Origin of the sequence: Streptomyces sp. NPDC056128, assembly GCF_042263835.1 — a bacterium.
In the GTDB taxonomy this organism is placed as follows: domain Bacteria; phylum Actinomycetota; class Actinomycetes; order Streptomycetales; family Streptomycetaceae; genus Streptomyces.
In genome coordinates this window covers 75,858-101,798 of record NZ_JBHJVQ010000013.1, presented here as the reverse complement: position 1 = coordinate 101,798, position 25,941 = coordinate 75,858, and the positions used below count along the sequence as shown (strand labels likewise).

Genomic DNA, 25,941 nt, shown 5'->3' with positions numbered 1-25,941 from the left:
GCCGCCAGTCTCGTCCACACCGACGGCCCGGGGCGGGCCGCGCCCGGTCAGGCGGCGGGCGGCGTCGCGCCGCCCCGCGTCCGCCCGGTGCGCCGCGCGGTCAGCGTCACGCCGGCCGCCACGGCCAGCGCCAGGACGACTCCGGCCACCAGCACCGCCATGTCCCCGAGGAAGGTGCAGCAGATCACCAGCAGCGCGGCGGTCGGCAGCACCAACTGCTCGGCGATGCCCACCTTGAAGTGCCGTGCGTGCAGCGCCCAGACCGTGATCAGGAACAGCGCCGTCGGCAGGGTCACCGCCGCGGACGCCGCGAGCGTCGAGATGTGCGCCTTCCCCACGGTCTGCTCCACCGCCACCTCCAGCCCCGCCCCGATCGCGGCCGCCGAGGCGAACACCACGTAGTGGCCGTAACCCCACACGAACGACTGCCTGCTGGTCCGCAGTCGGCTGTGGACGGGGACCACGAAGTAGATCCACCAGGCGGAGAAGACGAGGAGCAGTCCGCCCGCCGCGATCGGCAGCACCTCGCCCAGCGCGTCGTTCTCCTCGATGCCCGACTTCACCGCCACCGTGGCCGCCGCGATGGTCTCGCCGAGCACGATGATCGTGAGCAGCCCGTACCGCTCGGAGATGTGGTGCGGATGCCAGGACGACATGTGCCGGCGCTCGGCGAACACCGGCACGCACAGCTCCAGCACCACCATCGCCAGGTACAGCCAGCCGCGGCCGCCCTCCGGCAGGACCAGCAGTCCCAGCCAGCCGACCTGGCAGACCAGCACGCCTCCCGCGTATCTCAGGGCCATGGCACGCTCCGGCGCCCCGGCCGTGCGCGCCGCCCTGAGCCACTGCACGGACATGGCGACCCGCATGATCACGTAGCCGAGCACGACGGCCACGTAGTCGTGCTCCTCGAAGGCCCGGGAGACGCCCGCCGCCAGCACCAGCACACCGGCCATCTGCACCAGGGTGACGATCCGGTAGAGCACGTCGTCGTTGTCGTAGGCCGAGGCGAACCACGTGAAGTTCATCCACGCCCACCAGATGGCGAAGAAGATCATCGCGTAGTCGAGAACGCCCTCGCCGGCATGGCCCTCGGCGACCGAGTGCACCAGCTGCAGGCCCGCCTGGGCGATGGCGACGACGAAGCACAGGTCGAAGAAGAGCTCCAGCGGCGTGGCGACGCGGTGCGGCTCCTGCCTGCCGCGGGCCTTCAGTCTGCGGACCGGCGGGCGGGCGCCGGGCGGGCCCGAGGGCGCGCCCGCGGGCTGGGGACTGGACGTCATGGCTCCCAGCACAGCAGAGACGACGCCGGTCCGCTTGTGGAGCGGGGCCGTACCCTGGACCCATGAGTACCGCCCCCGAACCCGAGCCGCGCGCGCCCAGGCCGGCGCTGGTCTTCGACGACCCGCTGGACCAGCAGACGTCGGACGACACCGACCGCGGCTGGGGCGAGCGGCCCGAGGGCGACAGCGCGGCCGACCTGAAGCGCTTCCTCGACGAGAAGCCGCCGCACCACCTGTGAACCGCGCGGGCACCCGCCCGCCGCCCGGCCGCTGAGGCTTCGGCTAGGAGCGGTCGTGCCCCGAACCGCGCTGCGCGACCAGCGCGTCCCGGATCTCCTTGAGCACCTCCAGCTCGGTGACCTCGATGATCTCCTCGGCGCTCTCCTTGGCCCTCCGGCGGGCCTCCTGCCGGGCCAGGTACTTCGCCATGGGCAGGACCATCAGGAAGTAGACGACGGCCGCGGTGATCAGGAACGAGAGCGTGGCGCCCAGCACCGAGCCCCACAGGATCCGCACGCCCGTCGCGGTGTCGCCGGTCCCGGTGCACGGGCCCTTCAGGCAGGAGCTGTAACTGTCCAGGCTCTGCGTGCCCAACGCCCCGATCAGCGGGTTGATGACCCCCTTCACCACCGAGTTGACGATGTTGGTGAAGGCGGCGCCGATGACGACCGCCACCGCCAGGTCGATGACGTTTCCGCGCATCAGGAAGGCCTTGAAGCCTTGCCAGAGGCTCGGGTCGCTCTTCTCGCTCACGGTGGACGTTCTCCTCGCTTGAACAGGTGTTGGAATGGAGCGCTCCGCAACCTACGTCAGCGTTGGGCCGTCCTGTCCAATCCGGTCCCTCGAACGGGCGACTCGACGGCCTCAGCACAGGGTCACCGCCAACCGCCCCGTGGTACCCGCGCCGACCAGCCGGTGAGCGGTGTCGCGCGGCACCGACACCACGAGCAGCGCCCCGCCCGCCGCCGCCCCGTCCACAGGCTCCGGCACCTTCGTCACCCGCACCCCGCGCGCGACCACGGAGGCGTCGCCGGCATCCCCGGTCGCGACCACGTCGACGCGGTCGCCGGGACCGAGCAGCCGTACCGTCTCCGCGTCGGCGATCCGTACCGGCGCCGCCACGAGCCGCGGGCCGGGCCGCTCCCGCACCTGGTCGGCCACCGGATGTCCGCGTGCCCGCCTCGGGTCCGGCCCACCGGCCCCCGGCTGCGGGCCCGCAGCTACCAGCGCCGCCGCGGTGACGGCGAGCCCGGCGGCCACGACGCGCCGCCGGTGCCGGACGAGCCGGTGCAGCCGGTGCCGTCCGCCGCGCACCCGCACCGGGGCGAAGTGCGGCACCTCGCCGGTGGGTGGCGCGTCGGTGCCGAGCGGGAACGGACCGGACGAGGGAAGGACGGAACGGGACACGGTGACCACCACCTGCGACGAGGGACCGGCTTGCGCTCCCACGATGAGGCTTTTCGCCGGACCCCGCCGAGGCCCCGTGGACCACCGCCCGCTTGTGGACAACTCCGTCACCCGAAGGGGACGTTCCGCCTGAACCGAAGCCGCCCCCGTCCCCGTCCCGGCCCCCGTCCCCGTCCCGGCCCCCGTCCCGCCCTACGGCAGCACGATCCCCGGATCCATCCCGCCCAGCGCCGCCCCGCACGGGCAGTCCCGCTCCCCGGTCGCCGGCAGCGCGGCCACCGCGTCGAACAGGACGCCCCGCAGCCGGTCCACGTTGGCCGCGAACACCCGCAGCACCTCCTCGTGCGAGACGCCCTCGCCGCTCTCGGCGCCGGCGTCGAGGTCGGTGACGAGGGTCAGCGAGGTGTAGCAGAGCTCCAGTTCACGGGCGAGCGCCGACTCCGGGTGACCGGTCATGCCCACCACGGACCAGCCCTGCGCCCGGTGCCACAGCGACTCCGCCCGGGTGCCGAAACGGGGCCCCTCGACCACGACCAGGGTGCCGCCGTCCACGGCTTCCCAGTCCCTTCCCCGCGCCGCCTTCAGCGCGGCGGCCCGCCCGGTGGGGCAGTACGGGTCGGCCAGCGACACGTGCACCACGTTGGGCACCGTGCCGTCGGGCAGCGGCAGTCCGTCGAAGTACGTCGACGGGCGGGACCTGGTCCGGTCGACGAACTGGTCCGGCACCAGCAGCGTGCCCGGCCCGTACTCGGGACGCAGGCCGCCGACCGCGCACGGGCCGAGGACCTGGCGCGCGCCGACCGAGCGCAGCGCCCACAGGTTGGCCCGGTAGTTGATCCGGTGCGGCGGCAGATGGTGGCCGCGACCGTGCCGGGGGAGGAAGGCGACCCGCCGGCCGGCGACCTCGCCGAGGAAGAGCGAGTCGCTGGGCGGCCCGTACGGGGTGTCCACCTCGACCTCGGTCACGTCGTCGAGGAACGAGTAGAGACCGGAGCCGCCGATCACGCCGATCTCGGCATTCATCTCGGCATTCACCTTGTTCGCCATGTCCGCACCCTAACCGGCCCGTGAAACGCCGAGGACCCCGTCGTCGTACGACGACAGGGTCCCGTAAGAACCTGGTGCGGCCGAGGCTGTCGCCCGGCCGGTGGGCCCTAGGCGGCGGTGGTGCTGGAGGAGGAGCTGCCGGAGCCCGAGGACGAACCCGAGCCGGAGGACGACGACGAGGCCGAACCCGAACCCGAACCCGACGACGAACCCGAGTCCGAGGACGAGGAGGCCGAGGCCCCGGACTTCGACGACGCCGGCGAGCTGCTCGAGGAGCTGCCGCGGCTGTCGTTGCGGTAGAAGCCGGAACCCTTGAAGACGATGCCGACCGCCGAGAACACCTTCTTCAGGCGGCCCTGGCAGTTCGGGCACTCGGTGAGGGCGTCGTCGGTGAACTTCTGCACCGCCTCGAGGCCCTCGCCGCACTCGGTGCACTGGTACTGGTACGTCGGCACTGTCTTCCTCCTGGCACTCTCACTCGATGAGTGCTAACGACGGTCCATAGTGACGTATTCCTCGGGATCAGTCCACTGCGACGGGCTCGCGGTGACCGACGCCACGTGCGACCGTGCGCCCCTGGGGGCGGGACGCCAGCCGTGAGCGCAGTGCCACCAGGACCGCCAGCGCGAGCACGGTGCCGCCCATCGGCACCAGGAATCCGGCCCCGTCCCGGAACCCGTCCTCCAGCTGTCCGGCGACGGTCACCGCCAGCGCCTGGCCGAGGGCGACGGCGCCGGTCAGCCAGGTGAAGGCCTCGGTGCGGGCGCCGGCCGGGACCAGGCCCTCCACCAGGGTGTAGCCGGTGACGATGGCGGGCGCGACGCAGATGCCGACCAGCAGACCGAGGCCGGCCAGCACGAGCACCGACTGCGCCGCCCACAGGCCGGAGGCGGTCAGCGCGAGGGCGGCGTAACCGATCAGGAGGCGCCGCTGCGGGGCGACCTTCCAGGCGATGGCGCCGCAGGCCAGGCCGGAGAGCATGTTTCCGGCGGCGAAGACGCCGTAGAGGACGCCGTTCAGGCCGGGCTCGCCGATCGACTCGGTGAACGCGGCCAGCGACACCTGCATGCCGCCGAAGACGGAGCCGACGCCCAGGAAGGCGACGATCAGAACGCGCACCCCGGGGACGCGCAGCGCGGAAACGTGCTCCCCGCGCGCGTGCGCGCCGTCGGCCCCGCCGACCTCGGGCTGCGTGCTCTTCTGCGCGGCGAACAGCAGACCGCCCACCAGGGTGAGCGCGGCCTCGGTGACCAGGCCCGCGGCCGGGCCGATGCCCGTGCACAGGGCGGTCGCCACCAGCGGGCCGAGGACGAAGGTCAGCTCGTCGGTGACGGACTCGAAGGCGGCGGCGGTGCTCATCAGGGGGGAGCCCTTGAGCTTGACGCCCCAGCGGGCCCGCACCATGGGCCCGACCTGCGGCACCGACGCACCGGCGGGGACGGCCGCCGCGAACAGCGCCCACAGCGGTGCGTCCGCGAGCGCGAGGACGGTCAAGGTCAGGCCGGACGCCGCGTGCACGAGTACACCGGGCAGCAGGACGGCGCGCTGTCCGCAGCGGTCGGCGAGCCGTCCGCTGTAGGGGGCGAACACGGCCATGGAGACGCCGGTGACGGCCGCGACGGCGCCGGCGACGCCGTAGGAGCCCGTGGTGTGCTGCACGAGCAGCACGATGGAGATCGTCAGCATGGCGAACGGCTGGCGTGCCGCGAAACCGGGGAGCAGGAACGTCCAGGCGCCGCGGGTGCGCAGCAGCTGTCCGTATCCGGGGCGGACGGAGGCGGACGCGGTGTGCGGCGCTGCCTCCGGCGACTTCTTCGACGGGGTGACCGTGGATGCCACGGCCCGTGCCTTTCTGCCGCCTGGTAGCGCGGTCCGCCTCGCGGCTGTCGCCGTGCGGGAGCGCCGAGAGCTGTCCTCTTGCGCGGACTGCGGTAGATGCCGGAGCCCGTGCGGATGAGGGGGCGTGCCGGCCGCCATACGGTCGCGCCAGCTCTGCATCAGACAGAGTTGGTTCGATCAGGTGCCGCACTCATCGTACAGGGATCAAGAGGGGCACAACCGTGTGAAAGCGAGCACCCCTCACCCGCTCACCGGTGCCGGCCGCCGTTGTCCCCCGTGCCCAGCCAGCCGGCCAGCTTGCCGCCGTGGCCGACCGCGCGCAGCCGTGCCTCGGCCGCGTCGCGGACGGGGTCCGTGGCGACCACGAGGAGTTCGTCCCCGCGCCGCAGTCCCGTCGTGGGCAGCGGCACGAACGACTTCTCCTCGCGCACGACCAGCGTGACCGCGGAGCCGGGCGGCAGCCGCAGCTCGCTGACCTCGACGCCGTGCATCCTCGAGCCCTCGGGGATCGTCACGGACAGCAGGTGTCCGCGCAGCCGCTCCAGGGGCGCCGACTCGATGCCGAGGTCGGCGGCCTCGTCGCTCTTGCCCAGGCGCAGCTTGCGGGCCAGCCAGGGCAGCGTCGGCCCCTGGACCAGGGTGTAGACGACGACCAGGACGAAGACCATGTTGAAGATCCGGCGGCTGCCGTCGACGCCCTCCACCATGGGGATCGTCGCCAGGATGATGGGCACGGCGCCGCGCAGCCCCGCCCACGACATCAGGGCCTTCTCCCGCCACGGCACCCGGAAGGGCAGCAGGCACAGCACGACGCTCAGCGGGCGCGCCACGAAGGTCAGCACCAGCCCGATGAGCAGGGCGGGCAGGATGTCGTCCCCCAGCTCGTGCGGGGTGACCAGCAGGCCGAGCAGCACGAACATGCCGATCTGGGCGAGCCAGCCGAGCCCGTCGGCGAACCCGCGGGTGGCGGGCCAGTGCGGCAGCCGGGCGTTGCCCATCACCATCGAGGCGAGGTAGACGGCCAGGAAGCCGCTGCCGTGCGCCATGGCGCCGGCCGCGTAGGCCGCGACGGCGATGGAGAGGACGGCGATGGGGTAGAGGCCCGAGGCGGGCAGCGCCACGTGCCGCAGTCCCCACGACCCCAGCCAGCCGACCGCGAGTCCGATGGCGGCGCCGATGGCCAGCTCCAGGGCGATCTCGCCGAGCAGCACGTACCAGTGCTCGATCGGTCCGGCCATGGAGAAGGCGACCACCAGGATGACCACCGGGGCGTCGTTGAAGCCCGACTCGGCCTCCAGGGTGCCCGTTATGCGCGAGGGCAACGGGATCCTGCGCAGCACGGAGAAGACGGCGGCCGCGTCCGTGGAGGACACCACCGCGCCGACGATCAGTGCCTGCCGCCACTCCAGCCCGGTCAGGTAGTGCGCGCCCGCCGCGGTCACACCGACACTCACCGCGACACCGGCCAGGGCCAGTGCGGAGGCCGCGGGCAGGACCGGTTTGATCTCCTTCCACTTCGTGCCCAGACCACCCTCGGCCAGGATCACGACCAGGGCCGCGTACCCGATGACCTGGGTCAGTTCGGCGTTGTCGAACTGGATGTCGCCGATGCCGTCCTGGCCCATGGCGACGCCGATGGCCAGGTAGACGAGCAGGCTGGGGAGCCCGCTGCGCGAGGAGATCCGGACCGCCGCCACGGCGATGAGGAGGACGAGCGAGCAGACGAGCAGGAGCTGGTTGAGGTGGTGGACAGTCAGCGGCCGTTCCCTTCCCTGGCGCACAGCACGGAATCACAGCGCGGGCGAGTGCGCCCGCTCGGCACGCGATGCGTACCCCCATGGCACACGAAGCCGCCATGCTCTGCGGTCAACTACTTCGTTACCTTACCTAACTCTTGACGCTTTCTTGACGCTCGGCTTGGCAAGATCGAACGCCCGTGCGCCGCGGTACCCGACTCCGCGTCAAGGGCGAACCGGGCCTGCGCCTACAGTTGCTCCAGCGCTCAGTACAAAGCACAGCCCGCCCCTGCCGCTCGTGTTAGGACAGCAAGGACAGCGATGCCCCCCAACACCACCGCCTCCACGGGTCAGCAGCCCGGCACGTCCGGCAGGAAGAAGGGGCGCAAAGGGCGCCTGCTCGTCCTCGTGCTGGTGCTGGCCATCATCGGCGGCCTCGCCTACGGGGCGTACTGGTCCATCAGCACCGTCCGCGCGTCCTTCCCGCAGACCAAGGGCTCGATCACGCTGGACGGCCTGTCGGGTCCGGTCGACGTCAAGCGCGACGGTTACGGCATCCCGCAGATCTACGCCTCCACCGACGAGGACCTGTTCATGGCGCAGGGCTACGTCCAGGCGCAGGACCGGTTCTACGAGATGGACGTGCGCCGGCACATGACCGGCGGGCGGCTGTCGGAGATGTTCGGCGAGAGCCAGGTCGACAACGACGAGTTCCTGCGCACCCTGGGCTGGCACCGGGTGGCGAAGAAGGAGTACGACGAGGAGCTGTCGGACTCCACGAAGAAGTACCTCCAGGCGTACGCCAAGGGAGTCAACGCCTACCTGAAGGGCAAGGACGGCAAGGACATCTCCCTGGAGTACGCCGCCCTCGGCTTCACCAACGACTACAAGCCGCAGGAGTGGACCCCGGTCGACTCGGTGGCCTGGCTCAAGGCGATGGCCTGGGACCTGCGCGGCAACATGCAGGACGAGGTCGACCGCGCCCTGATGACCAGCCGCCTCGGCCCCAAGCAGATCGCCGACCTGTACCCGGCGTACCCGTACGACCGGAACAAGGCGATCGTCCAGGAGGGCCAGTACGACGAACTGACCCGGACGTTCGACGGCGGCGGCCCGTCCGGCGGCGGCGACGGCTCCTCGTCCGGCTCCGGAACAGGCACCGGCACGGGGACAGGCACCGGGACCGGTACGGGCAACGCCCTCGAAGGCCAGCTGTCCGGCCTCCAGGACGTCCTGGACGACCTCCCCACCGCCGTCGGCGTGAACGGCAACGGCATCGGCTCCAACTCCTGGGTGGTGTCCGGCAAGCACACCATCACCGGACAGCCGCTGCTGGCCAACGACCCGCACCTGTCCCCGTCGCTGCCGTCCGTCTGGTACCAGATGGGCCTGCACTGCCGGACCGTCTCCGCGAAGTGCCAGTACGACGTGTCCGGCTACACCTTCGCGGGCATGCCCGGCGTCGTCATCGGCCACAACCAGCAGATCGCCTGGGGCCTGACCAACTCCGGCGTCGACGTCACCGACCTCTACCTGGAGAAGATCACCGGCGAGGGCTACCAGTACGACGGCAAGGTGGTGCCCTTCCAGACGCGGCGGGAGACCATCAAGGTCGCCGGCGGTGAGTCCAAGACCATCGTCGTGCGCGAGACCAACAACGGCCCGCTCCTGTCCGACCGCGACAGCGAACTGGTGCAGACCGGCAAGAAGGCCACCGTCGACACCGCCGCCCCCGACCGCGGCGACGGCTACGGCGTCGCGCTGCGCTGGACCGCGCTCGACGCGGGCAACACGATGGACTCAGTCTTCGCGATCGACCGGGCCAAGGACTGGAACGACTTCCGCGAGGCCGCCACCCTCTTCGACGTGCCCTCGCAGAACCTGGTCTACGCCGACAGCGAGCACGTCGGCTACACCCTGCCCGGCAAGATCCCCGTGCGCGCCAAGGGCCACGACGGCTCGGTCCCGGCGCCGGGCTGGACCTCCAAGTACCGCTGGACCGGCGAGTACATCGACCAGGACGAGCTGCCCTACGAGTACGACCCGGAGCGCGGCTACATCGTGACCGCCAACCAGGCCGTCGTCGGCGAGGACTATCCGTACACGCTGACCACGGACTGGGGCTACGGCACCCGCAGCCAGCGCATCACCTCCCTGATCGAGCAGAAGATCAAGGACGGCGGCAAGATCTCCACCGACGACATGCGCCAGATGCAGCTGGACAACAGCAGCGAGATGGCCAAGCTGCTCGTGCCCCAGCTGCTGAAGATCGACGTCGGCGACAAGGACGTCCGCGAGGCGCAGAAGCTGCTGGAGGGCTGGGACTACACCCAGGACGCCGACTCGGCCGCCGCCGCGTACTTCAACGCCGTCTGGCGCAACATCCTCAAGCTGGCCTTCGGCAACAAGCTCCCCAAGGAGCTGCGGGTCAAGGGCCAGTGCCTGTGGGTCGACCCGGTCAACACCACCGGGCCCGCGGACGAGGTCGACAAGGTCCGCGAGTGCGGCCGGCGCGACGCCGACCAGGCCCAGCCGGACGGCGGCGACCGCTGGTTCGAGGTGGTCCGCACCCAGATGCAGAACCCCAAGAGCGACTGGTGGACCACGCCCGACTCCGGCGCCCGCGACGGCGCCGAGAACAACCGGGACGACCTGTTCAAGCGGGCCATGATCGACGCCCGCTGGGAGCTGACCGCCAAGCTCGGCAAGGACATCGACACCTGGAACTGGGGCCGGCTGCACCGCCTGTTCCTGAACAACCAGACCCTGGGCACCGAGGGCCCCGGCTTCGTGAAGTACGCCCTCAACCGCGGCCCGTGGAAGCTCAGCGGCGGCGAGGCCGCGGTCAACGCCGCCGGCTGGAACGCGGCCGGCGGCTACGGGGTGGTGTGGGTGCCGTCCATGCGGATGGTGGTCAACCTCGGCGACCTCGACAAGTCCCGGTGGATCAACCTCACCGGAGCCTCCGGACACGCCTACAGCGCCCACTACACCGACCAGACGGACAAGTGGGCCGACGGTGAACTGCTGCCGTGGGCCTTCTCCAAGAAGGCGGTCGACGAGAGCACGAGCGACACCCTGGTGCTCAAGCCGTAACGGCACCGCCCGCGCGGGAAACGGCCCGCGCGGGCGTCAGCGGAACCTGCGCACCCCCGACGGCGTCACCACCGCGTCCACCGGCCGGTCGTGCGGCTCGGCCGGGACGTGTGCGACGACCTCCCGGTCGTACAGCAGCACCAGCAGCGCGGGACGCGCGCCCGACCGCTCCAGGCGGGCGAGCACCCGGTCGTACGATCCGCCGCCGCGCCCCAGCCTGAGGCCCCGGCCGTCCACCGCCACCCCCGGCAGCAGCACCACGTCGGCCTCCGTCACCGCGTCCGGCCCCAGGCGGACACCGGCGGGCTCGTACAGGTCCATCCGCCCGCCGTGCCGCACGCGCGCGAGGGAGTCCGTTCCGGTGTACTCGCCCCAGTCCAGGTCGTTGTCCGGCAGCAGGGCGGGCAGCAGGACGCGCACGCCCAGCGCGCGCAGCGCGTCCAGCAGCGCGAGGGTGCCCGGCTCGGCGCCCACGGAGACGTACGCCGCCACGGCGCGCGCCCCCGCGACCTCCGGCATCCCGAGCGCCCGCGCCGCCAGCGCGTCCCCCGATTCCCGCACGTCATCCGCCGTCAACCCGTTCCTCACTGCGAGGATCTCCCGCCGCAAGGTCCGCTTGTCGGGTCCTCCCGCGGAGCCGGTGTGTGGCAATGCTCACTCCCGTATTCGCTCTAATGCGCTCATACGAGCGCCGGTGGTTCCGGGGCACAGTTTCTCCCCATAGTCACCGGATATGGTGGCGCGCATGACTCAGTCCCACCCCAGGATCAGCAAGGCTGTCATCCCCGCAGCCGGGCTCGGTACCCGGTTCCTGCCGGCCACGAAATCCACTCCCAAGGAGATGCTGCCGGTCGTCGACAAGCCGGCGATCCAGTACGTGGTCGAAGAGGCCGTGTCCGCGGGCCTCGGCGATGTCCTCATGGTCACGGGCCGCAACAAGCGCCCCCTGGAGGACCATTTCGACCGCAACTACGAACTGGAGTCCGCCCTCCAGAAGAAGGGCGACGCGGGCCGGCTGGCCAAGGTCCAGGAGTCCAGCGACCTCGCGATGATGCACTACGTCCGCCAGGGCGACCCCAAGGGCCTCGGCCACGCCGTACTGTGCGCCGCCCCGCACGTCGGCCACGAGCCCTTCGCGGTCCTGCTCGGCGACGACCTGATCGACCCGCGCGACCCGCTCCTCCAGCGCATGATCGACGTCCAGGAGCAGTACGGCGGCAGCGTGATCGCCCTCATGGAGGTCGCGCCCGAGCAGATCCACCTCTACGGCTGCGCGGCGGTGGAGAGCACCCAGGACAGCGACGTCGTCAAGGTCGGCGGACTGGTCGAGAAGCCGGACCCGGCCGACGCCCCGTCCAACTACGCCATCATCGGCCGCTACGTCCTCGACCCGCACATCTTCGACATACTCCGCACGACCGAGCCCGGCCGGGGCGGCGAGATCCAGCTGACGGACGCCCTCCAGCAGCTCGCCGAGGACGAGACCGTGGGCGGTCCCGTGCACGGCGTCGTCTTCAAGGGCCGCCGCTACGACACCGGTGACCGGGGCGACTATCTGCGTGCCATTGTCAGACTCGCGTGCGAACGTGAAGACCTGGGCCCGGACTTCCGGACCTGGCTTCGCAGTTACGTAGCCGAGGAGATGTAACGACGTTGAGCAGCGCGCCCCGTGACACCGGACACGACCACGCCATCGCGGACGCCGGTCCGGACCGGCTGTGGTCGGTGCAGGACCACCTGGACGACGTCCTCGCCACCGTCCGCCCCCTGGAACCCATCGAGCTGAACCTGCTCGACGCCCAGGGCTGCGTCCTGGTCGACGACGTCACGGTGCCGCTGTCCCTGCCGCCCTTCGACAACAGCTCCATGGACGGGTACGCGGTGCGGGTCACCGACGTCGCGGGCGCCAGCGAGGAGTTCCCCGCCGTCCTGGAGGTCGTCGGGGACGTCGCCGCCGGCCAGGCCGACCCGCCCTCCGTCGGCCCCGGCCAGGCGGCCCGCATCATGACCGGCGCCCCGCTCCCGCCCGGCGCCGAGGCCGTCGTCCCCGTGGAGTGGACCGACGGCGGGCTCGGCGAGGGCCCGGTCTCCGGCATGCGGGCCCGCAGCCTGGCCCCCGAGGGCGCCGAGGGACAGGTGCACGTCTACCGGCCGGCCGATCCACGCGCCCACGTCCGCGCCAAGGGCAGCGACGTCCGCTCCGGCGACCGCGCCCTGGAGGCGGGCACCGTCCTGGGCCCGCCGCAGATCGGCCTGCTCGCCGCGATCGGCCGGGGCAAGGTCCGGGTCCGCCCGCGCCCGCGCGTGGTGGTGCTCTCCACCGGCAGCGAACTCGTCCAGCCCGACGAGCAGCTGGCCTCCGGTCAGATCTACGATTCCAACAGCTTCGCCCTCACCGCGGCCGCCCGGGACGCCGGCGCCATCGCCTACCGGGTGGGCGCCGTCGCCGACGACGCCGAGACCCTGCGGGCCACGATCGAGGACCAGCTCGTGCGGGCCGACCTGATGGTCACCACCGGCGGCGTCAGCGTCGGCGCCTACGACGTGGTCAAGGAGGCGCTGGCGCACGTCGCCGACGAGGACGAGCCGGGCAGCGGCGTGGACTTCCGCAAGCTCGCCATGCAGCCCGGCAAGCCCCAGGGCTTCGGCTCCATCGGCCCCGACCACACCCCGCTGCTCGCCCTGCCGGGCAACCCGGTGTCGTCGTACGTCTCCTTCGAGCTGTTCGTCCGTCCCGCGATCCGCGCCCTCATGGGCCTGCCCGACGTCCACCGGCCGACGGTCACCGCGACCCTGGCCGCGAAGAAGGCGCTGACCTCGCCCAAGGGCCGCCGGCAGTTCCTGCGCGGCACCTACGCCGACGGCTCGGTCACGCCGGTCGGCGGCTCCGGCTCCCATCTGATCGCCGCCCTCGCGCACGCAGACGCCCTGATCGTCGTCCCCGAGGACACCGAGTCCGTCGAGCCCGGCGCCGACATCGAGGTGGTCCTGCTCGGCTGACCACGCCCAGGGCATGCCGACTGGATCGTGCCGCGGACGCGGGGTGTGGCCGCGCCTCTGCCGCGCGGTCGTCACCCGCCTCGTCCTCGGGCTCGCTCCACCGCGGACCCCCACCGCTCCGCATCGGCTCCCCTCCGCCGTGCAGCCGCACGCGCCGCACCCGCCCACCGGCACCGGCACCGGCACCAGCCCGGCTCCGTCGCTTCGCCGCGACCTGATCCGAACGACAGGCCCGGTTGCCGGTACCGTGTCGCGCACAGCAGGCCCACGCGCCGCACCGCGCCGGGCCAGGACCGGGAGCGCCACACAAGCATGAGTACGCAGGACCGAACCCCGAACGGCGGACGGGACCCGCAAGGCCGGCTGACGCACATCGACGAGGCGGGCGCCGCCCGGATGGTCGACGTGTCCGGCAAGGACGTCACCGCACGCACCGCGCGCGCCAGCGGGCGCGTCCTCGTCGCCCCCCGCGTGGTGGAGCTGCTGCGCGGCGAGGGGGTCCCCAAGGGCGACGCCCTGGCCACCGCGCGGATCGCGGGCATCATGGGCGCCAAACGCACCCCGGACCTGATCCCGTTGTGCCATCCGCTGTCGGTCTCCGGTGTGAAACTGGACCTGTCGGTCGCGGACGACGCCGTGGAGATCACCGCCACGGTCAAGACGACGGATCGCACGGGCGTCGAGATGGAGGCGCTCACCGCGGTCACCGTCGCCGCGCTCACCGTGATCGACATGGTCAAGGCGGTCGACAAGGGAGCGGTCATCACGGACGTGCGGGTGGAGGAGAAGACGGGCGGCAAGTCGGGCGACTGGAGCCGGTCATGACACAGGACGCGTCAAGCGGAGGTGCCCTCGGAGCCCCGTACCGCGCCCTGGTGGTCACCGCCTCCAACCGGGCCGCCGCCGGGGTCTACGAGGACAAGGGCGGCCCCCTGGTCGCCGACGGCCTGCGCCGGTTCGGCTTCGCCGTGGACGGCCCGCAGGTCGTCCCGGACGGCGACCCCGTCGAGGCCGCCCTGCGCGCGGGCGCCGAGGCCGGCTACGACGTGATCGTCACCACCGGCGGCACCGGCATCTCGCCCACCGACCGCACCCCCGAGGCCACCCGGGCGGTGATCGGCCACGAGATCCCGGGCATCGCGGAGGCGATCCGGGCGTACGGCCGGGACAAGGTGCCCACCGCGGCGCTCTCCCGGGGCCTGGCCGGAGTGGCGGGCGGCACGCTGATCGTCAACCTGCCGGGCTCCTCGGGCGGGGTGAAGGACGGCCTCGCCGTGCTGGAGCCGCTGCTGATCCACGCCGTCGACCAGCTCCGGGGCGGCGACCACCCCAGACCCGGCAGTGGAGGGGGTGCGAGCTGAACAGCCCATCCTGGCCCGCGGAGCTGAGGGACGGCGACATCGTCCTGAGGCCGATCAGGCTGCGCGACCAGCGGGCCTGGCGCGAGGTCAACCGGCGCAACCGCGACTGGCTGCGCCCCTGGGAGGCCACCATCCCGCCGCCCGGACCCGGCGGCCCGCTCGCGCACCGGCCGACCTACCGGCAGATGGTGCGGCACCTGAGGTCGGAGGCGAACGCGGGGCGGATGCTGCCGTTCGTCATCGAGTACCAGGGGCGGCTGGCCGGGCAGTTGACCGTGGCCGGCATCACCTGGGGCTCGATGTGCTCCGGCCATGTCGGCTACTGGGTGGACGAGTCGGTGGCCGGGCGCGGCGTGATGCCGACGGCCGTCGCGATGGCCGTGGACCACTGTTTCCGCACCGTCGGACTGCACCGTGTCGAGGTCTGTATTCGCCCCGAGAACGCGCCCAGCCGCCGGGTGGTGGAGAAACTCGGATTCCGCGAGGAGGGCCGCAGGCCGCGTTATCTCCACATCGACGGCGCGTGGCGCGACCATCTCGTCTTCGCGCTCACCGCGGAAGAGGTGCCGGAGGGTCTGCTGAGGCGCTGGCACCGGTCACGGGACCGGAGTGCACCGAACACCGGGAATTGAATAAACGTTCGAAATTGATCGGGTGGCGATCGTCCGAGGCGGAGAATTTCGCGCCTCTGCTGCGTCTCTGATGCGTCTCTGGCGGTCTGCTGATCGCATCGATCACAAGAAAAGTTCGAAATATCAGCCAGATCGTGCGACACACCGGCCCAATTGGCGGATGGCCTCACGGAAACCCCTCTACCGTGTGAGGCGTGAGCAGCAGCGGCCTCATCTACGCAGTCATCGTCGGGGCCTGGGCCGCCTACTTGGTGCCGATGTGGCTCCGTAGGCAGGACGAGCTGAACGAGGCCCGTCCGACGGAACGCTTCAGCACCGCCATCCGGCTCCTGTCCGGACGGGCGGGCATGGAGCGCCGGTACGCCAAGGACCTGCGGTCGCGCCCCGCCGACGAGGCGGAGCCCGACGCCGACGCCCCGGACGCCGCCACCGACTCGGTGGACGTCCGGGCCTTCGCCGTGTCCCGGACCCGACGGCACACCCGGCCCACCCCACCGCAGCACACCGCGGAACGGCCCGAGAAGGCCCGCCCGGAGCCGGGCGCACCCGCGCAGGGCCCCAGATCCGGCACGTCCCCGGAACAGTCCGGCCGCACCGCCGGCTCCGGCGCCGCACCGGCGCGGGGACGGGTCCCGCAGGCCCGCCGCGCACCCGTCTCCGCGGAGGCCGCGGCCCGCGCCCGGCGCACCAAGGTCCTCGCACGCCGCCGCCGCACCACCGTGATGCTGTTCCTGGCCTTCACGCTCGGCTCGGTCGTCGCGGCGGTCGGCGGACTCGCCTTCCTGTGGGCGCCCGGCGTGCCCGCACTGCTGCTCAGCGCCTACATCGCCTACCTGCGCGCGCAGGAACGCCGCCGGTTCGCCTTCCAGATGGACCGCCGCCAGGCCGAGGTCGCCGCGCAGCGGCTGCGCGACCGCGGTCCCCGGCCGCCGGGGAGGCGCGCGCCCGCCGACCCCGTCGGTGCCGTCGGCGACCCCGACGCCGAGGAGCCGGACGAAGGGCCCGAGACGGAGGCCGACGCCGGTCTCTCCGCGCTCGCCGCGGACCGGCGGGCACTGGTCGAGCAGACCGACCACGCCGAGTGGGTCGACCAGCAGCGCGAACCCCGCGGCCGCCCGCGGGGCGACAGCTGGGACCCGGTACCGGTGCCCCTGCCCACCTACGTCACCGCACCGGTCGCCCCGCGCGCCACGCCCGACGTGGACCTCGCGGCACCCGACGCCTGGAGCTCGGCCCGCTCCAGCGCCGTCACCCCCGAACAGGAGGACGCGGCGTCCGCCCCCGCGCCGGACCGCCCCGCCGATCCCGCCGAGGACCGCACCGAGGCACCGGCCCGCAGCGACGCCCGCCGCGCCGCCTCCGCCCGCCGCGCCCGGGAGCGCGGCCGCACACCGCTCTTCGACCAGTACGAGGACGGCGGCCGTCCCCGCGCCGCCAACGAGTAGACCCGTCCGGGGCGCCCCGGAACCGATTTTTGAGCAGGCCGGTCGGGGTGCTAAAGTTTCACTCGTTGCAAGGGCCTGTGGCGCAGTCTGGTAGCGCACCTCGTTCGCATCGAGGGGGTCTGGGGTTCAAATCCCCACAGGTCCACGCACGTTGTCGAAGGTCCCGTCCGGTCATCATGACCGGACGGGACCTTCGTCGTTCCCGGGCCCACCCGCGCGTGCCCGAGACGGATCCGTGATCGTCCGCCGCGCAACCCTCCCCGCCCCCTGTGGGTCATCTGTGCGCGGTGTCACACCAGTGGCACCTTCCTGTCGTCAGGGGAACGGAAGAGAAACACCATGAGACTCAGCACCCCGCACTCGCTCTGGGCGCGCGCGGCAGTGGCCGGGGCGGCCGCCGCCGGGCTCGCCGCGGGTGCCCTGGCCGGCGTCGCGCACGCCGCGGACGACCAGGCACCGCTCCCCGTCACCCTCACCGGTCCCGACAAGGTGGACCTCGCGCTGGACGGGGCCGAGGGCGAGCCGGGGGAGCCGCAGATCCGGCTGGGGCTCACCGGCCCCGGGGAGTACGACCCCGACAGCGGCACCGACCCGGAGCCGGTCCCCAACGACGGCTACAAGGTCACCATCGACGCCACGGCGCTGGGCGGCTTCGCCAAGGTCCGGCTGCCGGAGTGGTGCGAGGCGGACGGCCTCGTCGCCGTCTGCGAGGAGAACACCCTCTACCCCGGCGACTCGTACAACCCGAGCTGGTCCGTCCGCCTCGACCTCAAGGACACCGCCGAGGCCGGCGACTTCGGCAGGATCAAGGTGACCGGCGAGGGCGCGGGCCTGGCGTTCAACGAGCACACCGTCGACGTGCTCGTCGGCGGACCCGAACTGCTCAAGAAGAAGCTGCCCGCCGAACCCGAGGGCTTCCGGGCCGGCGACACCTACGAGGCCCCGCTCGGCTTCCGCAACGTCGGCAGCATGTCCGCCGACGGCGTCGTCCTGCGCTTCGGCGGCTCGCGCGGCCTGTCCTTCCCCGACGAGTACGACAACTGCTCGTACGCCGAGGAGAACAAGGACAACCTGATCCGCTATCAGAAGGTCGCCCTGTGCACCTTCGAGGGCGAGTTCCTGCCGGGCACGGCCTACGACCTGAGCGAGCCGGTCCGGGTGAAGACCGCGGACTTCGCGCTCGGCGACATCTTCCACTACGGCTTCGACGCCGTCGGCGCCAAGGAGGCCGGCGCGCTGCGGTCCGGCGCCGACTACCGGCAGGGCACCGGCCGGACGCTCACCCTCGAGCCGGCCGGGAGCGGTGACGCGGCCGACTACGCGAAGTACGCCGAGATCGACCTGCCCACCCGGAACACCTACGACCTCGACCTCACCGGTGCCCGCGTCGCGGGTGCCCAGGGGGAGACCGTCACCGTCGACATCGGCCTGAGCAACCACGGTCCTGCCTGGATCGGGGCACTGCGCTCGGGCGGCGAGCCGCTGGGCTTCACCGTGCGGATCCCGGAGGGCGCGAGCGTCGTGGACAGCCCCTGCCGCCCCGTCAACGGCGAGACCCCGTCGCAGTACCTCTGCTGGGCCGACACCCCGTTCCTGGAGGACGACCGGCGCGACTACCGCTTCAAGCTGCGCATCGACAAGGTCGTCGAGGGCGCCAAGGGCAAGATCTCGCTGCCGGAATGGGACAACCCCCGGGAGGGCGACCCGTCCAACGACACCGGCTGGATCGTGCTGAACGGCACGGGCGACGAGGAGACGCCGGGCGACACCGGCGGCACCACGGGCGGTACGGGCACCACCGGAGGCTCGGGCTCCACGGGCGGTACCGGTACGGCCGGCGGCTCCGGTTCCGCCGGGGGCACCGGCACCACGGGCGGCTCCGGGACCACCGGTGGTACGACCGGTGGCCAGTCGCCGCAGGGCGGTGACGGCGGTCTGCTGGCCTCCACCGGCTCCCCGGCCCTGCTCGCCTCGGCCGGCGCGGCGCTGGCACTCGCCGCCGGCTGCGTCCTGTTCGCCGTCGCCCGCCGCCGCAGGGCGGCCGGCGTCCGCTGAGGCGCTACCGGACCTGGAGAGCCTTCGCGTAGCAGAGGCTCTCCTCGTGGAAGCGGTAGTAGCCGAACTTCGTGCACGGCTCGTAGCCGCTGGACAGGTACAGGGCCACGGCCTCCGGCTGCTTGGTGCCGGTCTCCAGCACCATCCGGGTCCGGCCCGCCGCACGGGCGTCCTCCTCCAGGGCGGCCAGGATGCGGCGGGCCACCCCGCGGCCACGCACCTGTTCTATGACGAACATCCGCTTCAGCTCGGCGTCCCCGTCGAGGTTCCCCTCGTCGTTGGCGTCCTGGCCGCGCCAGCCGCCCGAGGCGACCGGGACCCCGTTCTCGTCGTACGCGACCAGGTAGAGGCCGTTCGGCGGCGCGAAGTCCGACGGGTCCAGCTGCGTGGCGTCGCCGCCGTCGCCGTAGCGGACGTCGTACTCGGCCTGGACCTCGTCGTTGAGCTTGACGGCGTCGGGGTGGTCGAAGGCGACCCGGCGAATGTTCATGCTACCTACCGTATATTAATGCGAGATCCGGGATCGGGGCACCGTCCAGTGTGCCGGTATCGTGCCCTGGTGCTCACCGTGACCTCCGTGAATGTGAACGGTCTGCGCGCCGCCGCGAAGAAGGGCTTCGTGGAGTGGCTCGCCGACACCGCCGCCGACGTGCTGTGCCTCCAGGAGGTGCGGGCCGAGCCCCAGCAACTCCCCGAGCACGTCCGCACGCCCGACGGCTGGCACGTCACGCACGCGCCGGCCGCCGCCAAGGGCCGGGCCGGCGTCTCCCTCTACACCCGCCGCGAGCCCGACGCCGTCCGCGTCGGCTTCGGCTCGGCCGAGTTCGACGGCAGCGGCCGCTACGTCGAGGCCGACCTGCCCGGTGTGACGGTCGCCTCCCTCTACCTCCCGTCCGGCGAGGTCGGCACCGAGCGCCAGGACGAGAAGGTCCGCTTCATGGGCGAGTTCCTCGCCTACCTCAAGGAACTGCGCGAGCGCGCCGCCGCCGAGGGCCGCGAGGTCGTCGTCTGCGGCGACTGGAACATCGCCCACCGCGAGGCCGACCTGAAGAACTGGCGCGCCAACAGGAAGAACTCCGGCTTCCTGCCGGAGGAACGGGACTGGCTGAGCCGCGTCCTCGACCCGGCGGAGGGCGGCTACGTGGACGTCGTGCGCGCACTGCACCCGGACGCCGAGGGGCCGTACTCGTGGTGGTCGTACCGGGGGCGGGCCTTCGACAATGATTCAGGTTGGAGAATCGACCTCGCCGCCGCTACCCCGGGACTGGCCGCCCGTGCGGTCAAGGGGTTTGTCGAGCGAGCAGCCAGCCACGCGGAACGGTGGTCGGACCACGCACCGGTGACGGTGGTCTTCGAGTCGTGACGGACCTCACGACGGGGGGCCACCGAGGGTGAAGGACAGACGCGAGGTATCGGGTCCGGCCAGCCTGGCCGGACCACCGCCGCAGCGCCCCTTGGCTACGTTGACGCGGGCGCCGCTTGCGAGGAGCAGTTCGCGGGTCACTGGCACCTCGGTCTGGGTGGCCTCCTTGTACCGAGCGACCGTGTAGGACTCCAGCCAGTCCGAGCGCATCGAAGCGGGCGCGGAACACACGTCGCCGCGAGCCGTCGCCCGGCACGCGTAGTCGCCATGGGGACAGCCCTTGCGCGCGGCGAAGTACATACGCCCATCGCACCCCGAGCAGTGGGCGACCGCAGTGAGCATGGCGTTCGTGGGGCTCCGGTGATGGTTGCCGCTCGAGCGGGCTCGCAGCAGTGTCTGCAGGCGGCCGAACTCGTCCTCTGTCAGCAGTGGCGGACCGATCAGCACGGGTGCTCCCTCGCCGTCCCGCACGGTCTGTCCCTGATGGATCCGGTGCCCCATGAGGGACGGGCTGCGCAGCACCTTGGACAGCGTGCCGGACGTCCACCGGAACCGCTCGAAGTCGCGACCGTGACGGTGGCCGCCCATAGGACGGCCCTGGAGCTGAGCATGATGGTCTCGTGGGACCGGTACGCCGGCGTCGTTGAGCCTTCGCGCGATCGCGATGAGGGACATCCCTGTTTCCACGTCCGCCACGATGGCGTGGACCACGGCGGCGGAGTCGGAATCCGGGGCCAGGCACCAGCCGCTGCCGGACGGGTGGGGCGCTTTCCGGTAGCCGAACGGAACGAGACCGCCCCCGTAGCGGCCGATCATGCGCAACGCGGCGTGGCTGCTGGTCAGTCGGGCGGAAAGAGTCTCGGCCTCCTGCTCGGCGACCTTGGCCAGGTCCATGCATCGCTGGATGACCGCGTCGTCGGTCTGGGGTCGGACGACGATCGGACTGTCGTCATCCTGTCCCCCGAATACGAGTGTCCGGGTGTGCTGTCGGGCCCAGGCGAGGAGTTCGGCCATGTGCGCCAAGGACCGTACGGCTCGGTCGACGTGTGACCAGACGATGGCGTCGTACTCCGTGGGATGGCGCAGCCAGATCGACAGTGACGGCCGTTCGAACGGGGACTTGCTGCGGGCCGATACGCCGAGGTCCGCCGTCTCGGCCACGAGAGTCAAGCCGAGCCGCTGTGCGCACCGGTGGATCGTGGCGCGCTGTCGGTCTGGTGCTGTGGTCGCTTCCGTGAGCTGGCTGATGCGCAGCACACCGAGCGCTCTGGTCTGTTGGGGCGTGGACGTGGCGATCGGGCCTCGAGGGGACGGTCCGTGGCTACGCTGGGGCATGTCGGCGCTCCTGGGGAGTGTCGGCCGTACCCCGGGGCTGGTCGCACAGCCGCCGGGGCCTTTCGATCTCACTGTCGGAGCGGGAACTGACTTGCGTTATCGGTTTCCTGATAAGTAGCCCGATGGGGTGAATGGGTCAGGAAGGCCCCGCCCGCTTCCGGGTCCGCCGGTCCAGGGCCAGGGACAGTTCCGCCTCCACCACGCTGCGGGCCAGGGGGCGCAGGCGGTGGAGGTCCTGTTCGGGGGCGTGGCGGAGGATCAGGGTGGTGAAGAGTTCGGCGAGGGCGTCGGCGTGTTCGCGGACGCGGGCGCCGGCCTGGAGGACCTCGGCGAGTGGTATGCCCTCGCGGACCAGGGCGGAGGAGACCTCCAGCAGGCTGTTGCTGATGTGGACGAGTTCGTCGCCGTCGGTGCCCAGGTAGCCGAGGTCCATCGCGGCGGCGAGGTTCTCGGGGGTGACCTCGCCCTCGAAGCGGGCGGCGAGTTCCTCGGGGGTGAGGCGGACCGGGGTCTCCTCGGTGGGCTCGCCGAGGCCGAGCAGGTCGCCGACGTCGCGGCCGTGGTCGAAGGCGTCGGCGAGTTCCGCGATGCCGTTCAGGGTGTGGCCGCGCTCCAGGAGCGCCGCGATGGTGCGCAGGCGGGCCAGGTGGTGGTCGTCGTACCAGGCTATGCGGCCTTCGCGGCGGGGTGGCGGGATCAGTTTGCGTTCGCGGTAGAAGCGCAGGGTGCGCACCGTGATGCCGGCCAGCCCGGCCAGTTCCTCCATGCGGTATTCACGCTTCTCGGTCACGTCACCGACCTTAAGTCGTACCGCCGGTAACTTTCCTTCGCGCGACCCCTACCCATGAGTACGGAGCTGTTCTACGCTCCCATTGCGCCAGTGTTCACTGGCATGGTTCCAGACGGTCCAGGCTAAGCGTGGAGGCTCCGGGATGGCCGAGCACGAGCAGGTTCAGGAACACGTACGGGTGGCGGTGATCGGGTCCGGCTTCGGCGGGCTCGGGGCCGCCGTGCGGCTGCGGCGCGAAGGGATCACGGACTTCGTCGTACTGGAGCGGGCGGGGAGTGTCGGGGGGACCTGGCGCGACAACAGCTATCCCGGCTGCGCCTGCGACGTGCCGTCCCACCTGTACTCCTTCTCCTTCGCGCCCAACCCCGAGTGGCCGCGCACCTTCTCCGGGCAGGAGCACATCCGCGCCTACCTGGAGCACGTCACCGACACCTTCGGGCTCCGCCCCCACCTCCGCTTCGACTCGGAGGTGAAGCGGATGGCGTGGGACGGCGAGGAGCTGCGGTGGGAGATCGAGACGGCGAGCGGGACCCTCACCGCCGACGTCGTCGTGTCCGCGACCGGGCCGCTGTCCGACCCCAAGGTCCCGGACATCCCGGGTCTCGACTCCTTCCCGGGCAAGGTCTTCCACTCCGCCCGCTGGGACCACGACTACGACCTCACCGGCAAGCGCGTCGCCATGATCGGCACCGGCGCCTCCGCCATCCAGATCGTGCCGGCCGTCCAGCCGAAGGCCGGCCGCCTCACCCTCTTCCAGCGCACCCCGGCCTGGGTGATGCCCCGCATGGACCGGGCGATCAGCGGCGCCGAGCGCGCCCTGCACCGGGCGGTGCCCGCCACCACCAAGGCGCGGCGCGGGCTGCTGTGGGGCATCCGGGAACTCCAGGTGCAGGCCTTCACCAAGCACCCCAACGAGCTGGGCTTCATCGAGCGGATCGCCAAGCGCAACATGGGTGCCGCGATCAAGGACCCGGAGCTGCGCGCCAAGCTCACCCCCGACTACCGCATCGGCTGCAAGCGGATCCTGCTGTCGAGCAGCTACTACCCGGCGCTCGCCCAGCCCAATGTCGACGTGGTCGCCGCCGGGCTCAGCGAGGTGCGCGGTTCCACCCTCGTCGGCGCCGACGGCACCGAGGCCGAGGCCGACGTGATCGTCTTCGGCACCGGCTTCCACGTGACCGACATGCCCATCGCCGAGCGGGTCGTGGGCGCGGACGGGCGGACCCTCGCCGAGACCTGGAAGGGCGGCATGGAGGCGCTGCGCGGTGCCTCGGCGGCGGGCTTCCCCAATTTCATGACGGTCATCGGGCCCAACACCGGCCTCGGGAACTCGTCCATGATCCTGATGATCGAGTCCCAGCTGAACTACATGGCCGACTACCTGCGCCAGATCGACGTCCTCGGCGGCCGCACCGCCCTCGACGCCCGCCCGGCCGCCGTGCGGAACTGGAACCACCGGGTGCAGGAGCGGATGAAGCGCACCGTGTGGAACACCGGCGGCTGCACCAGCTGGTACCTGGACGCGAGCGGCCGCAACACCACCGTGTGGCCCGGTACGACCGCCGAGTTCCGGCGGGCGACACGGCGCGTGGACCTCGCGGAGTACGAGGTGCTGCGCGCGCCCGCCGCCCGGCCCGCCGCCGACGCCGAGCCGGTCTCCGAGGTGAGCGCGTGAGCCGCCTGCTGCGGGGCGCCGCCGGGCCGTACGCCCCGCCCGTCCCCGCCCGTGAACTGACCGTCACCGCCGCCGACGGCGCCCGGATCCACGTGGAGGTGCACGGCCCCGAGGGGGCGCCCGCGGTCGTGCTGGCGCACGGCTGGTGCTGCTCGACCGCCTTCTGGGCGGCGCAGGTCCGCGAACTGGCCGCCGACCACCGGGTCATCGCCTACGACCAGCGCGGCCACGGCCGCAGCCCGGCGAACCCGGCGTACGGCACCGAGCCGCTCGCCGACGACCTGGAAGCCGTCCTGGAGGCGACGCTCGCACCGGGTGAACGGGCGGTGATCGCCGGGCACTCGATGGGCGGGATGACGGTGATGGCCGCGGCGACCAGGTCCGCGGTGCGCGAGCACGTGGCGGCCGTTCTGCTGTGCAGCACGGGCAGTTCGCGGCTGGTGGCGTCCGCCACCGTGGTGCCGCTCGGGCAGGGCCGGGTGCGCACCTGGCTGACCCGGCGGATCCTCGGCTCCCGGGCGCCGCTCGGGCCGGTCACGCCCCTCGCCCGGCGGATCCTCAGGTACGGGACGATGGGCCCTGGTTCGGGCCCGGACATGATCGAGGCCTGTGCCCGCATCGTGCACGCCTGCCCGCGCCGGGTCCGTCACGGCTGGTCGCAGGTGCTCGACCTGCTCGATCTCGACCACGGGGTAAGGGAGTTGCGGATGCCGGTGGAGGTCGTGGTCGGTACCGCCGACCGGCTGACCCCGCCCGTGCAGGCTCGGTCGCTGGCCGCCGCGCTGCCCAACTGCGTGGGCCTGACGGAGCTGGAAGGGCTCGGCCACATGACGCCGGTGGAGGCGCCGGAGCTGGTCACCGGGAAGATACGGGCGCTCGCCGCCGCCCACATAACCAGCGCACGCAGCGAGCGTGCCGTACACGCCGAGGAGAGCGCATGAGCAGGGTGAGCCTGGAAGGGCGGGTCGCCGTCGTCACCGGAGCGGCGCGGGGTGTCGGAGAACTGCTGGCCCGCAAGCTGTCCGCGCGCGGCGTGAAGGTGGCGCTGGTGGGGCTGGAGCCCGACGCGCTCAAGCAGGTCTCCGCCCGGCTGCACAGCGAGAGCGAGCACTGGCACGCCGACGTGACCGACCACGAGGCGATGGCCCGGGTCGCGGCCGAGGTGAAGGAGCGCTTCGGGCGGATCGACATCGTCGTCGCCAACGCGGGTGTGGCCAGCGGCGGGCCCTTCGTCGACTCCGACCCGGAGTCCTGGCGGCGGGTGATCGAGGTCAACCTGGTCGGGTCGGCGGTGACGGGCCGCGCCTTCCTGCCGGCGCTGCTGGAGAGCCGTGGCTACCTGCTCCAGATAGCCTCGCTGGCCGCGATCACGCCCGCGCCGATGATGTCCGCGTACTGCGCGTCCAAGTCCGGTGTGGAGGCGTACGCGCACAGCCTGCGCGGCGAGGTCGGGCACCGCGGCGTGAAGGTCGGCGTCGGCTACCTCTCGTGGACCGACACGGACATGGTGCGCGGCGCCGACCAGGACGACGTCATGCGCGAACTGCGGCAGCGGCTGCCCTGGCCGTCGAACAAGACCTATCCGCTGGGCCCGGCGGTCGACCGGCTCGTGGAGGGCATCGAGCGCCGTTCCGCGCACGTCTACGGGCAGTGGTGGCTGCGCGGCATGCAGGGCATGCGCGGCTACCTGCCGGCCCTCGTCGGCACCGTCGGGCAGCGCGAGATGCGGCGGTTCGGGGACCGGTTGAACGGGGTCCGCACGGGGCTGGTCGGGGCGGGCGGAGCGGCCGACGAACAGGGCCGGTCAGGCGGGACTACGGTCCGTAAGTGATCGACATGCGCACGGTCACGGCTCATGTGAATCTGATCGAGCGCCC

General features: G+C 72.1%; 24 protein-coding genes and 1 tRNA gene. 14 read left to right on the top strand and 11 right to left on the bottom strand.

All coding sequences use genetic code 11. The features are described from left to right. Positions 1-47 precede the first annotated feature (47 nt). Positions 48-1,283 (bottom strand): low temperature requirement protein A, encoded by a 1,236-nt coding sequence (locus ACFC1X_RS24110; protein ID WP_376356806.1) that lies wholly within the window; start codon positions 1,281-1,283, stop codon positions 48-50. A 62-nt stretch (positions 1,284-1,345) separates the two neighbouring features. On the opposite strand from ACFC1X_RS24110, the gene ACFC1X_RS24105 reads away from it, so the two are divergent. After that, positions 1,346-1,522, top strand: a complete 177-nt coding sequence (locus tag ACFC1X_RS24105; RefSeq protein WP_122617522.1) for a hypothetical protein — start codon at positions 1,346-1,348, stop codon at positions 1,520-1,522. Positions 1,523-1,565: 43 nt separating this feature from the next. Here ACFC1X_RS24105 and mscL read toward each other — a convergent pair whose 3' ends face one another. The 6 genes from mscL to ACFC1X_RS24075 all read right to left on the bottom strand — a co-directional run bounded on the left by mscL (position 1,566) and on the right by ACFC1X_RS24075 (position 7,357). After that, positions 1,566-2,036: a large conductance mechanosensitive channel protein MscL gene (gene mscL, locus ACFC1X_RS24100; protein ID WP_376356804.1), complete on the bottom strand. Its 471-nt coding sequence runs from the start codon at positions 2,034-2,036 to the stop codon at positions 1,566-1,568. Positions 2,037-2,147: 111 nt separating this feature from the next. Further along, positions 2,148-2,621: a hypothetical protein gene (locus tag ACFC1X_RS24095; protein ID WP_376356878.1), complete on the bottom strand. Its 474-nt coding sequence runs from the start codon at positions 2,619-2,621 to the stop codon at positions 2,148-2,150. A gap of 261 nt (positions 2,622-2,882) precedes the next feature. Next, complete coding sequence (locus ACFC1X_RS24090; RefSeq protein ID WP_376356802.1) at positions 2,883-3,737, bottom strand: S-methyl-5'-thioadenosine phosphorylase; 855 nt, start codon at positions 3,735-3,737, stop codon at positions 2,883-2,885. A 107-nt stretch (positions 3,738-3,844) separates the two neighbouring features. Beyond that, positions 3,845-4,192 (bottom strand): FmdB family zinc ribbon protein, encoded by a 348-nt coding sequence (locus tag ACFC1X_RS24085; RefSeq protein ID WP_376356800.1) that lies wholly within the window; start codon positions 4,190-4,192, stop codon positions 3,845-3,847. A gap of 67 nt (positions 4,193-4,259) precedes the next feature. Then, the gene (locus ACFC1X_RS24080; protein ID WP_376356798.1) at positions 4,260-5,576 is read right to left on the bottom strand and encodes an MFS transporter; all 1,317 of its coding nucleotides are present in this window, start codon (positions 5,574-5,576) and stop codon (positions 4,260-4,262) included. A gap of 248 nt (positions 5,577-5,824) precedes the next feature. Beyond that, positions 5,825-7,357, bottom strand: a complete 1,533-nt coding sequence (locus ACFC1X_RS24075) for a potassium/proton antiporter (protein ID WP_376356796.1) — start codon at positions 7,355-7,357, stop codon at positions 5,825-5,827. Positions 7,358-7,633: 276 nt separating this feature from the next. On the opposite strand from ACFC1X_RS24075, the gene ACFC1X_RS24070 reads away from it, so the two are divergent. Beyond that, positions 7,634-10,408 carry a penicillin acylase family protein gene (locus ACFC1X_RS24070; RefSeq protein ID WP_376356794.1) on the top strand — a complete coding sequence of 925 codons (2,775 nt, stop codon included), beginning with the start codon at positions 7,634-7,636 and terminating at the stop codon, positions 10,406-10,408. 36 nt (positions 10,409-10,444) lie between these two features. Here ACFC1X_RS24070 and ACFC1X_RS24065 read toward each other — a convergent pair whose 3' ends face one another. Continuing rightward, the gene (locus tag ACFC1X_RS24065) at positions 10,445-11,059 is read right to left on the bottom strand and encodes a 5-formyltetrahydrofolate cyclo-ligase (RefSeq protein WP_376356792.1); all 615 of its coding nucleotides are present in this window, start codon (positions 11,057-11,059) and stop codon (positions 10,445-10,447) included. A gap of 94 nt (positions 11,060-11,153) precedes the next feature. Between ACFC1X_RS24065 and galU the strand changes: the two genes are divergently transcribed. From galU to ACFC1X_RS24025, 8 genes are all read left to right on the top strand, one after another. Further along, positions 11,154-12,056, top strand: coding sequence for a UTP--glucose-1-phosphate uridylyltransferase GalU (galU, locus tag ACFC1X_RS24060; protein ID WP_376356790.1), 903 nt, complete (start codon positions 11,154-11,156; stop codon positions 12,054-12,056). Between the two features lie 5 nt (positions 12,057-12,061). Next, positions 12,062-13,408: a gephyrin-like molybdotransferase Glp gene (glp, locus tag ACFC1X_RS24055; RefSeq protein ID WP_376356788.1), complete on the top strand. Its 1,347-nt coding sequence runs from the start codon at positions 12,062-12,064 to the stop codon at positions 13,406-13,408. Positions 13,409-13,720: 312 nt separating this feature from the next. Further along, a complete protein-coding gene (gene moaC / locus ACFC1X_RS24050) occupies positions 13,721-14,233 on the top strand; it encodes a cyclic pyranopterin monophosphate synthase MoaC (protein ID WP_161332004.1) in 513 nt (170 codons plus the stop codon). Beyond that, positions 14,230-14,769: a molybdenum cofactor biosynthesis protein B gene (locus tag ACFC1X_RS24045; RefSeq protein ID WP_376356786.1), complete on the top strand. Its 540-nt coding sequence runs from the start codon at positions 14,230-14,232 to the stop codon at positions 14,767-14,769. Before moaC ends, ACFC1X_RS24045 begins: the two co-directional genes overlap by 4 nt. Continuing rightward, positions 14,766-15,401, top strand: a complete 636-nt coding sequence (locus ACFC1X_RS24040; protein WP_185832196.1) for a GNAT family N-acetyltransferase — start codon at positions 14,766-14,768, stop codon at positions 15,399-15,401. Before ACFC1X_RS24045 ends, ACFC1X_RS24040 begins: the two co-directional genes overlap by 4 nt. Positions 15,402-15,595: 194 nt before the next feature. Continuing rightward, positions 15,596-16,846 (top strand): gephyrin-like molybdotransferase receptor GlpR, encoded by a 1,251-nt coding sequence (gene glpR, locus ACFC1X_RS24035; RefSeq protein ID WP_376356784.1) that lies wholly within the window; start codon positions 15,596-15,598, stop codon positions 16,844-16,846. A gap of 71 nt (positions 16,847-16,917) precedes the next feature. Next, a tRNA-Ala gene (locus ACFC1X_RS24030) sits at positions 16,918-16,991 on the top strand. A 194-nt stretch (positions 16,992-17,185) separates the two neighbouring features. Further along, on the top strand, positions 17,186-18,901 hold the full coding sequence (locus ACFC1X_RS24025; protein WP_376356782.1) for a hypothetical protein: 1,716 nt from the start codon (positions 17,186-17,188) through the stop codon (positions 18,899-18,901). A gap of 4 nt (positions 18,902-18,905) precedes the next feature. Here ACFC1X_RS24025 and ACFC1X_RS24020 read toward each other — a convergent pair whose 3' ends face one another. Continuing rightward, positions 18,906-19,391, bottom strand: a complete 486-nt coding sequence (locus ACFC1X_RS24020; protein WP_376356780.1) for a GNAT family N-acetyltransferase — start codon at positions 19,389-19,391, stop codon at positions 18,906-18,908. A 69-nt stretch (positions 19,392-19,460) separates the two neighbouring features. Here ACFC1X_RS24020 and ACFC1X_RS24015 point away from each other — a divergent pair, with 69 nt between their 5' ends. Beyond that, complete coding sequence (locus ACFC1X_RS24015) at positions 19,461-20,264, top strand: exodeoxyribonuclease III (RefSeq protein ID WP_376356778.1); 804 nt, start codon at positions 19,461-19,463, stop codon at positions 20,262-20,264. 6 nt (positions 20,265-20,270) lie between these two features. On the opposite strand, the gene ACFC1X_RS24010 is transcribed toward ACFC1X_RS24015, so the two are convergent. Both ACFC1X_RS24010 and ACFC1X_RS24005 read right to left on the bottom strand, forming a co-directional pair. Beyond that, positions 20,271-21,599, bottom strand: a complete 1,329-nt coding sequence (locus ACFC1X_RS24010) for a recombinase family protein (protein WP_376356776.1) — start codon at positions 21,597-21,599, stop codon at positions 20,271-20,273. 136 nt (positions 21,600-21,735) lie between these two features. Next, positions 21,736-22,389, bottom strand: a complete 654-nt coding sequence (locus tag ACFC1X_RS24005; protein ID WP_376356774.1) for a MerR family transcriptional regulator — start codon at positions 22,387-22,389, stop codon at positions 21,736-21,738. 142 nt (positions 22,390-22,531) lie between these two features. Here ACFC1X_RS24005 and ACFC1X_RS24000 point away from each other — a divergent pair, with 142 nt between their 5' ends. From ACFC1X_RS24000 to ACFC1X_RS23990, 3 genes are read left to right on the top strand one after another with little or no spacing between them, the layout of a single operon-like run. Continuing rightward, positions 22,532-24,064: a flavin-containing monooxygenase gene (locus ACFC1X_RS24000; RefSeq protein ID WP_376356772.1), complete on the top strand. Its 1,533-nt coding sequence runs from the start codon at positions 22,532-22,534 to the stop codon at positions 24,062-24,064. Then, positions 24,061-25,005: an alpha/beta fold hydrolase gene (locus tag ACFC1X_RS23995; RefSeq protein WP_376356770.1), complete on the top strand. Its 945-nt coding sequence runs from the start codon at positions 24,061-24,063 to the stop codon at positions 25,003-25,005. Before ACFC1X_RS24000 ends, ACFC1X_RS23995 begins: the two co-directional genes overlap by 4 nt. After that, positions 25,002-25,895, top strand: coding sequence for an SDR family oxidoreductase (locus tag ACFC1X_RS23990; protein ID WP_376356768.1), 894 nt, complete (start codon positions 25,002-25,004; stop codon positions 25,893-25,895). Before ACFC1X_RS23995 ends, ACFC1X_RS23990 begins: the two co-directional genes overlap by 4 nt. The last annotated feature ends 46 nt before the right edge of the window (positions 25,896-25,941 follow it).

Excerpts from the sequence above, each read along its gene's own strand:
- ACFC1X_RS24110 (WP_376356806.1), bottom strand. The coding sequence starts at position 1,283 with ATGACGTCCAGTCCCCAGCCCGCGGGCGCGCCCTCGGGCCCGCCCGGC.
- ACFC1X_RS24105 (WP_122617522.1), top strand. The coding sequence starts at position 1,346 with ATGAGTACCGCCCCCGAACCCGAGCCGCGCGCGCCCAGGCCGGCGCTG.
- ACFC1X_RS24090 (WP_376356802.1), bottom strand. The coding sequence starts at position 3,737 with ATGGCGAACAAGGTGAATGCCGAGATGAATGCCGAGATCGGCGTGATC.
- ACFC1X_RS24070 (WP_376356794.1), top strand. The coding sequence starts at position 7,634 with ATGCCCCCCAACACCACCGCCTCCACGGGTCAGCAGCCCGGCACGTCC.
- galU (WP_376356790.1), top strand. The coding sequence starts at position 11,154 with ATGACTCAGTCCCACCCCAGGATCAGCAAGGCTGTCATCCCCGCAGCC.
- moaC (WP_161332004.1), top strand. The coding sequence starts at position 13,721 with ATGAGTACGCAGGACCGAACCCCGAACGGCGGACGGGACCCGCAAGGC.
- ACFC1X_RS24045 (WP_376356786.1), top strand. The coding sequence starts at position 14,230 with ATGACACAGGACGCGTCAAGCGGAGGTGCCCTCGGAGCCCCGTACCGC.
- ACFC1X_RS24025 (WP_376356782.1), top strand. The coding sequence starts at position 17,186 with ATGAGACTCAGCACCCCGCACTCGCTCTGGGCGCGCGCGGCAGTGGCC.
- ACFC1X_RS24020 (WP_376356780.1), bottom strand. The coding sequence starts at position 19,391 with ATGAACATTCGCCGGGTCGCCTTCGACCACCCCGACGCCGTCAAGCTC.
- ACFC1X_RS24010 (WP_376356776.1), bottom strand. The coding sequence starts at position 21,599 with ATGCCCCAGCGTAGCCACGGACCGTCCCCTCGAGGCCCGATCGCCACG.
- ACFC1X_RS24000 (WP_376356772.1), top strand. The coding sequence starts at position 22,532 with ATGGCCGAGCACGAGCAGGTTCAGGAACACGTACGGGTGGCGGTGATC.
- ACFC1X_RS23990 (WP_376356768.1), top strand. The coding sequence starts at position 25,002 with ATGAGCAGGGTGAGCCTGGAAGGGCGGGTCGCCGTCGTCACCGGAGCG.